Annotated in this window: 4 protein-coding genes and 1 pseudogene; 3 read left to right on the top strand and 2 right to left on the bottom strand. The window is 62.2% G+C overall.

What is annotated here, in order from left to right; translation table 11 throughout:
* On the bottom strand, positions 1-924 hold a 924-nt coding region (locus A3714_RS01900), incomplete at its 3' end, for a GGDEF domain-containing protein (RefSeq protein ID WP_231867812.1).
* Between the two features lie 177 nt (positions 925-1,101).
* Between A3714_RS01900 and ppc the strand changes: the two genes are divergently transcribed.
* On the top strand, positions 1,102-3,768 hold the full coding sequence (ppc, locus tag A3714_RS01895) for a phosphoenolpyruvate carboxylase (protein ID WP_063509350.1): 2,667 nt from the start codon (positions 1,102-1,104) through the stop codon (positions 3,766-3,768).
* A 147-nt stretch (positions 3,769-3,915) separates the two neighbouring features.
* On the opposite strand, the gene A3714_RS01890 is transcribed toward ppc, so the two are convergent.
* Positions 3,916-4,170, bottom strand: coding sequence for a CDGSH iron-sulfur domain-containing protein (locus A3714_RS01890; RefSeq protein WP_063509351.1), 255 nt, complete (start codon positions 4,168-4,170; stop codon positions 3,916-3,918).
* A gap of 197 nt (positions 4,171-4,367) precedes the next feature.
* On the opposite strand from A3714_RS01890, the gene A3714_RS01885 reads away from it, so the two are divergent.
* Both A3714_RS01885 and A3714_RS01880 read left to right on the top strand, forming a co-directional pair.
* The gene (locus A3714_RS01885; RefSeq protein ID WP_062816803.1) at positions 4,368-5,222 is read left to right on the top strand and encodes a GNAT family N-acetyltransferase; all 855 of its coding nucleotides are present in this window, start codon (positions 4,368-4,370) and stop codon (positions 5,220-5,222) included.
* A 169-nt stretch (positions 5,223-5,391) separates the two neighbouring features.
* Positions 5,392-5,630: pseudogene (locus A3714_RS01880) on the top strand (1-acyl-sn-glycerol-3-phosphate acyltransferase); the annotation flags it as partial.

Raw genomic sequence — 5,630 nt, 5'->3', positions numbered from 1 at the left:
GTGGGCCAGCCAGTGGTCGTTGTCGTCCCGGGTGCGGGCCATGGAGCTCTGCAGGTGAGCCAGGGCCTGCTCCAGGGCCGCATCGCCGTCGCTCAAGGTCATGATGGCGGCGCGCAGCCCAGGGTGGCGGTCGCGCAGATCGTTAAGCAGCTGCTCGGCGGCGGCGGTGGCCGTGCAGGGCAGTAGCAGGGCCAGATGCTGTTCATCATAGCGCGCCGCCACGTCACTGCGGCGGATGCGGTGAGCCACCCGGTTGGCCAGCTGGGGCAGTTCGTCGTGTCGGACCAACGCCAGGGTCAGCGGCGAGGAAATCCGGTCGTGCAGTGGCACCAGCCAGCCGGCGGTGCTGACCAGTGCCTCGCGGCTGATGAAATCCGTGTCCGGATCCCGCCAGGTGGCTTCCAGGGCCGCCCGTGCCAGGGCCTGGTTGCGCCAGATCATCAGCCCGAAATAGAGCATGCAGGCACTCAGGGCGATGACCAGGAACAGGCTTGCCGAGGCTGTTGGCGTGGTCACATAACTGAGCCGGATTGGTAACACGAAGGCCAGCACGATTTCCGCACCGGCCAGCATGATCAGAAAACGTTTGATGCCATGCAGCAGGCCGTTGCTGAGCACGGCGATAAACAGCAGCGCCATGGTGGGCGGCGGATTGCCCGGGTCCAGCAGCAGTACGATACCCAGGGTCAGCAGATCCAGGCCGGAAGCGAACGCATCGCCATTGGCCGGTCGCCAGAACACCAGTAACAACTGCAGGCCCACATAGGCGGCGAACAGCAGCCAGGGGGTGGCCTTGGGCAGGGTAAAAAAGAAGTTGTCCGCATGGTGGAAATAAATCACGGCCAGGGCGGCAAACAGGGCCCGGGCCAGGTACTGCATGATCACCACACCCTGATCCGAGGTGATACGGCTGGAAGTCGTCATGATTCATCGATCCCCGGTTATTTATGGAGCCTATGTTGCGTCAGGGCCTCTCCGGAATAAAGATGTCCGGCACGGGAATGTTGTTAAAAATGCGTTTTTTTGCCGATGTCATGGCCAAGGCCAATGGGCTCAGGCATAAAGAAGGCCATACCGTCCTGCAGTCATGAAGGAGTCACCGTGGATAACAGTGTCAACACGCCGCTGAGAGATGATGTGCGTTTGCTGGGGGATTTGCTGGGCCAGTGCCTGCGCCAGCAGGCCGGAGAGGATCTGTACCAGACCATCGAAACCATCCGTCAGGCCTCGGTAACCACCCGCGGAGAGCAGGGGGCGGCGCTGTCGTCCCTGCGCGATCTGTTGTCGCCCCTGGATGATGCCACCCTGCTGGAAGTGGCGCGGGCCTTTAGCCAGTTTCTCAACCTGAGCAACATTGCCGAGCAACACCACCGCGAACGTCTGCATCGCCAGCACCAGCGCTATCCCGGTGATCCCGGTGGAGATCAGGGGATTCGCGATGTGCTGCAGCGCCTGCAGGAGGAGCAGGTTCCCGGTGGAGTGATCGAAGGCACCCTGCGGGATCTGTCAGTGGAGCTGGTACTCACTGCCCACCCCACGGAAGTAACCCGCCGTACCCTGATCCGCAAGTACGACCAGATGGCGGATCTGCTCGGTGAACTGGACCGCCCTGACCTGACCGACGATGAACTGGCCTTTCGCAGGGAAAAGCTCTACCGCCTGATCCTGGCCGCCTGGAGCACCGATGAAATCCGCCGCGAACGGCCCACCCCGGTGGACGAGGCCAAGTGGGGCTTCGCCACCATTGAGCAGTCCCTGTGGCAGGCGGTACCGGAAATGGTTCGGCAACTGGAGCGGGAGCTGGCCGAGCAAGGGCTGCCACAGCCACCCGCGGACTGGGCGCCGGTGAGACTGGCCTCGTGGATGGGCGGGGACCGGGACGGCAACCCCAACGTGACCGCGCCGGTGACCCGGGAAGTGTTGCTGCTGGCCCGCTGGATGGCCGCTGACCTGTATCTGCGTGATGTGGAAAACCTGCTGGCGGACCTGTCCATGGAAACGGCCAGCGACGAGTTGCTGGCCGAAACCGGTCACAGCCACGAGCCCTATCGGGTGATTCTGCGCCAGGTGCGCCAGCGGCTGAAGTTGACCCGCCGGCAGATGGAAGCGCGGGTGGAAAACTTGCCGGTGCCGGAAGGCGAGGGGTTCCAGCGCCGCGAGGAGCTGTTGGCTCCCCTGCAACTGATCGACCGCTCCCTGCGTGCAGTCGGGCTGGGCGATATCGCCGATGGCGACCTGAAAAACACCCTGCGCCGGCTCAACTGCTTCGGCATTACCTTGCTCTGTCTGGATATCCGTCAGGAATCCACCCGTCATCGTGATGCGGTGGATGCGGTGACCCGCTATCTGCAGCTGGGCAGCTACGCCGACTGGCCGGAGGAGCGCAAGCAGGCCTTCCTGGTAGAGGAACTGCAGGCCCGTCGCCCGTTGATTGATGACGGCTTTTACCGCAGTGAGGAATGCAGCGACGAGGTGGCGGAAGTGCTGGCCACCTGTCGGGTGATTGCCGAGCAGGGCAGCGAAGGGCTGGGTGCCTATGTGATCTCCATGGCCCGGGCCCCCTCGGATGTGCTGGCGGTGATGCTGCTGCAGAAGATCGCCGGGGTCAGCGAGCCCATGCGCGTGGTGCCGTTGTTTGAAACCCTGGATGACCTGGACAACGCCGAGGACACCATGTCGGCCCTGTTGGCGGTGCCGTTCTATCGGCAGCGAGTGGCCGGGGGCCAGGAAGTGATGATCGGCTATTCCGACTCCGCCAAGGATGCGGGCTTTCTCGGTGCCGCCTGGGCCCAGTACCGCTCCCAGGAAAAACTCACCGCTCTGTTTGCCGAGCACAAGATTCCACTGACCTTGTTCCATGGCCGGGGTGGTTCCATCTCCCGGGGTGGCTCGCCCACCCGCATGGCGTTGCTGTCCCAGCCGCCGGGTTCGGTGGCCGGGCGCATTCGCGTCACCGAGCAGGGTGAGGTGATCCGCTTCAAATACGGTCGCCCGGCAGTGGCCGTGTTCAACTTGGCGCAATATGTGGCCGCCACCCTGGAAGCCACCCTGTTGCCCCCCCGGGCGGCGAAACCGCAATGGCGGGAACAGATGCAGACGCTCACCGACGTCTCCGTGGCCGGCTACCGCAGCGTGGTCCAGGAAGAGCCGGAGCTGGTGCGTTATCTGCGCACGGTTACCCCGGAGACCGAACTGTCCCGACTGGCCCTGGGCAGTCGCCCGGCACGGCGAAAAAAGGATGCCGGCATCAGCTCCCTGCGAGCCATCCCCTGGGTCTTTGCCTGGACGCAGATCCGCTTGATGCTGCCTGCCTGGCTGGGCACCGGGGCAGCGCTGGAGGCGGCTCAGGCAGACCCGGAACAGAATCGCACCGTGCAGGAAATGGTGGCGCAATGGCCGTTCTTCCAGGGTGTGGTGGACATGCTGGAAATGGTACTGGCCAAGGCCGATCTGCGCGTGGCGGCCTGGTACGAGCAGCGCCTGGCCGGGGAGGACGTTGATCTTGCCCGCCTGGGCGAGGTGTTACGCGAGCGGCTCACCGGCACGGTGAACGCCTTGTCTGCGCTCACTGGACGTGAAGACCTGCTGGACAACAACCCGGTGATGCGTTGGTCCATCCGTGTCCGCGACCCTTACACGGACCCTCTGCATCTTCTCCAGGCAGAACTGATGGCCCGCCTGCGTCAGCAAGACGGCGATAAAGTCCTGGAAAGTGCGTTGATGGTAACCATCGCCGGTATTGCAGCAGGGCTTCGCAACACGGGGTGAAAGCAGTGAACAGTTAATAGTGAATAGTTAACAGTGACGCGAATGGACGCGTCCCAAGCTGCAAGCGGAGAGGCCGCGCTCATACATTGGGCGCGGCCTCTCCGCTTTCTGATTCAGACATTTCTATTCCGCGCCGCTGTTAACTGTTCATTGTTCACTATTCACTATCTTCGAATGGCTGCCATCGCAAACCGGTCCCTTGGCGCTGTGCTTGCAGCCGCAGAAAAACACGATTTTGTCCCGTGGTGCGGTGTAGGCCACCGGGGTGATGCCGGTGCCTTTGTGGCTGCCATCACAGTAAGGCTGGTTGTCGCTGCGGCCGCAGGCACACCAGAATACCTTTTCCCCTTTCTTCACCGGCAACGGATAGGGAAACCGGGAAGCAATGACTGGCTTGTCCATAGGGTCTCCTTTTCACTTCCCGCCTTTGCGCGCGGCCTCATGCGTTTCAGCAACCACAGTGCCACTCCCGCGCAGCTATTAACTATCCATTATTAACTATTAATTGCTTTTAACCTTGTCGCACAACTGTCACTCAAACGTCACTACTGTGCCACGTCCACTGGCGAAACTGCCCGAAACTGCCAGTGGAGTACACTATGCTTGCGCAAGCCGCAGGAAAGATCAAAGCACTGAGCCCCCATTTAAGAGGGGCCCTGACCAAGCCGTTTACGGCCACTGCCGATATTCTCCGTTTCCCCCGGGACATGGCGGCGGATGCGGAAAATGCCGGGCGCTTCAGTGCCTACTTCACCCGCTCCCGACGGGAAATCATCAAGGTCCAGCGTTTGCGCTACCGTATTTTCTCCCAGGAATATGGTGCCAGCTTCAGCGCGCCTTTCGGACTGGACCGGGATCGCTTTGATAAACACTGTCTGCATCTGGTGGTACGCGACAACCACAGCGGTGAGATCGTGGGTTACACCCGGGTGCTGCCCGGTGAGCGCCTGCACCGCACCGGCGGCTTCTACTCCAGCGGCGAGTTTGATTTGTCCATGCTGCGTCATCTGGATGGCCGGGTAGCAGAGATTGGCCGCACCTGTATTCATCCCGCCCATCGTGGTGGCGCGGTAATTACCGTGCTGTGGGCCCGGCTGGCCCAGTACATGCTCGAAAACGATGTGCGTTACCTGCTGGGCTGCGCCAGCATTGCCCTGAGCGAGGGCTACAATGTGGCCGCCATTCAGCGGCGCATCAGTCAGCGCCACCTGAGTGATGCCACGCTGCGGGTCCAGCCGCACCTGCGCCTGGAGCGGCTGCCGGGCAGTGCCGACGACGACAACGTGAAAATGCCGCCGTTGCTCAAGGCCTACCTGCGCATGGGGGCCCGGGTCTGCGGCGAGCCCTGCTGGGACCCGGATTTCAATTGCCTGGATTTCTTCGTGTTGATGGCGGTGGATGATCTGCCCGCCCGTTATGTGCAGCATTTCTTGCAGCCCGCCCAAGCGGTTTGAGGGGCATCGAATAGAAATAGCGTCCGGTCCAGGCCGTTGGAGCCATGCTTGCATGGCGAATGAGGGGGAAGCATTGGGTGCTTACTGAAACCTTCGCTTTGCGAGCAAAGGTCCAACGGTTTTGGGGGCGTCTGATCTGGGTGGCAAACGCTTATGACTCTGGAAAGCAATGAACGATAGCGTCAGCGTCAGTCCTTATGAGGGCAGCGGCCTCTGGCCGCAACTGCGCAGGATGTTCCGGGTTGCCCGCATCGTGCTTTATCTGCTGTGGGGCTTTGTGTTGGCCTTTCTGCTGGGGGCCTTCTGGTCGCCTTACCGCCCCGTGGTGCTGGCGGCCAAACAGCGCTGGTGCCGTCGTTTTCTGGGTATCCTCGGCGTGGAGCTCACCGTCACCGGCAGCCCGGTCGA

It is taken from the genome of Alcanivorax sp. HI0007, assembly GCF_001635525.1.
In the GTDB taxonomy this organism is placed as follows: domain Bacteria; phylum Pseudomonadota; class Gammaproteobacteria; order Pseudomonadales; family Alcanivoracaceae; genus Alcanivorax.
This window is presented reverse-complemented; position numbering and strand designations above follow the sequence as displayed.